The organism is Longimicrobium sp. (assembly GCF_036280135.1).
GTDB lineage: Bacteria > Gemmatimonadota > Gemmatimonadetes > Longimicrobiales > Longimicrobiaceae > Longimicrobium.
In genome coordinates this window covers 1-2,631 of record NZ_DASURI010000232.1, presented here as the reverse complement: position 1 = coordinate 2,631, position 2,631 = coordinate 1, and the positions used below count along the sequence as shown (strand labels likewise).

The 2,631-nt window shown below is 71.1% G+C and carries 1 protein-coding gene; it reads left to right on the top strand.

All coding sequences use genetic code 11. The features are described 5' to 3' along the window. The first annotated feature begins 132 nt into the window (after positions 1-132). Positions 133-2,277 carry a S9 family peptidase gene (locus tag VFZ20_RS07180; protein WP_329683164.1) on the top strand — a complete coding sequence of 715 codons (2,145 nt, stop codon included), beginning with the start codon at positions 133-135 and terminating at the stop codon, positions 2,275-2,277. The last annotated feature ends 354 nt before the right edge of the window (positions 2,278-2,631 follow it).

The window sequence follows — 2,631 nt, the reverse complement described above, 5'->3', positions numbered from 1 at the left end:
CGAAAACGCAGCCCTTGCGGATGGGAATCCGCCAGTGCAGAATTTTTAGCACTTGATGGCGCCATCCGGCACGCGGCGGTCCTAACGGTCCGCATCCGCCGCGCATCGACCTCCATCCGCCCCACGATCCCCATGCGCATCCGCCCCACGCACCTGCTCGCCCTGGCCGGCCTGGTGATGGCCGCCGGCGCCGCGCAGGCCCAGGCCCGCACCCCGGAACGGCGCCCGCTCACGGCGCTGGACTTCTACCACCTCAAGAACGCCGGCGGCGTCACGCTCTCGCCCGACGGGCAGCGGGCCGTGTTCATCGTCACGGAGGTGGACAGCGCCGAGAACCGCTACCGCCGCGACCTGTGGATCGCCAACACGGACGGCAGCGGCATACGGCGGCTCACCTGGACCAACGCGCGCGGCATCGGCGGCGCCAGCTTCAGCCCGGACGGGCGGATGCTGGCGTTCACGCAGTCGCGGCAGGGGCAGGGCACCCAGGGCTCGCAGGTGTGGATCCTTCCCCTGGCCGAGGGCGGCGAGGCGTGGCCCCTGACGGAGATGGAGACGGGCGCGTTCGCCCCCGTGTGGTCGCCGGACTCGCGGCGCATGGCCTTCCTGTCGTCCCTCACGCCGCGGCAGATCGCGGGGGCCGACACCACGCGGCCGCGCGTCGACGCGGAGGCCATCCGCCACATCGACGACGACCGCGCCGCCGCCCTGGCCGCCATCCGCGCCCGGCTGGCCGCCAGCGCCCGCGAGCAGGACCCGCGCGTGGTCACCCGGCTGAACTACCTGGGCGAGACGTCCATCGAGGACGAGGAGTACGCGCAGATCTACGTGGTCGACGTCCGCGCCGGCGCCAAGCCCGTGCAGATCACGAAGCAGGCGTACGACATCGGCGCGCCCGCGTGGACGCCGTCGGGCGACTCGCTGCTCTTCAGCGCCTCGCCGCCGCGCGAGGGCGTTCACCCGGACTACGAGCTGGAGAGCGACCTGCGGATGGTCGCGGCGGACGGCAGCGGACGGCCGCGGGTGATCGCCCGGCCCGGCTACGCGGAGGAGGGGCCGGCGTTCTCGCCGGACGGGCGGTGGATCGTCTTCACGCGGTCCATCTCCAACCCCGACTCGGCCTCGGCGACGAACTCGGAGCTGATGATGATGCGGCGCGACGGATCGGGCGCGCGCAGCATCACGGCCACCCTGGACCGCACGCCGAACGACTACGTGATCACGCCGGATGGGTGGCTGTACTTCACGGTCGCGTCGGAAGGCGCCGTGCCGCTGTACCGCACGCGGCTGGACGCGGTGGACGTGCGTCCCGTGGTGCAGGGTCCGCGCGGCGTGCTGAGCTTTGACGTGGCGGGCGGGCGCATCGCGTGGAGCGAGATGAACCCGCGCATTCCCAGCGACGTCTACACGGCGGACGCGGCCGGCGCGGGCGAGCGCCGGCTGACCATGCTGAACGATTCGCTGCTGGCGCGGGTGTACGTGAGCGACTACCACGAGATGCGCTATCCGTCGTTCGACGGGCGGCAGGCGCACGCGTGGTACCTGATGCCCATCGGATATCGCCCCGGCCAGCGTCCGCCCCTGGCGGTGCAGATTCACGGCGGCCCGCACTCCATGTGGGGCCCCGGCGAGGCCAGCATGTGGCTGGAGTACCAGATGCTGGCCGGCGCGGGATACACGGTGTTCCTGTCGAATCCCCGCGGCTCGCAGGGCTACGGAAACGAGGGGCTGCGGGCCATCCAGCGCGACTGGGGCACGTCGCCGGCGCGCGACATCCTGATCGGGGCGGACAGCGTGATCGCCCGCGGCCTGGCCGATCCTGATCGGCAGGTGGTGACGGGCGGCAGCTACGCGGGGTACATGACGGCGTGGCTCATCGCCCGCGAGGCGCCCGCGCGGTTCAAGGCGGCCGTGGCGGCGCGCGGCGTGTACGACCTGGGCATCTGGTACTACTCCAGCAACACGTGGCGCCTGTTCGAGGGCGAGTTCGGCACGCGGCCGTGGGAGGACCCCGAGGTCACGCGCGCGCAGTCGCCCATCACGTACGTGGCCAATATCCGCACGCCGCTGCTGATGCTGCACGCCGACACGGACTTTCGCGCGACCATCGCGAGCGCCGAGGCCATGTACCGGGCCATGAAGGTGCTGGGCAAGGAGGTGGAGTTCGTGCGTTACCCGCGCGAGGGCCACGAGCTCACGCGCAGCGGCGAGCCCAACCACCGCATCGACCACATGCTGCGCACGCTGGAGTTCTTCGAGCGCTACATCACGCACTGAGGGGGCGGATGCGGAGCGGGGTGGCAGCGTCCGCGCGGAAGGCGGAGCGCCCCCCATCCCCGACCCTTCCCCCATAAACTGCATGGGGGAAGGGAGAACTTCGGCGCGTGCATCCGGACGGATCACGCCGGCAGCCGCCCGCCCCCACCCGCCCCAGCACGGACTCGCAACCACGCACTGAACTGACCCAACGAATAACCCCTCCCCCGAAGTTGGGGGAGGGGTCGACCGACGTTGCGAGGAACGAGCAAAAGGAGGTCGGGGGAGAGGCATCTGTGCCAACTTAATCGGGATCGATTAGGATAAGTGCGGAGGTGTGTGAGGTTTCGAGGGAGCCATCCGCCCCGGAGAGCC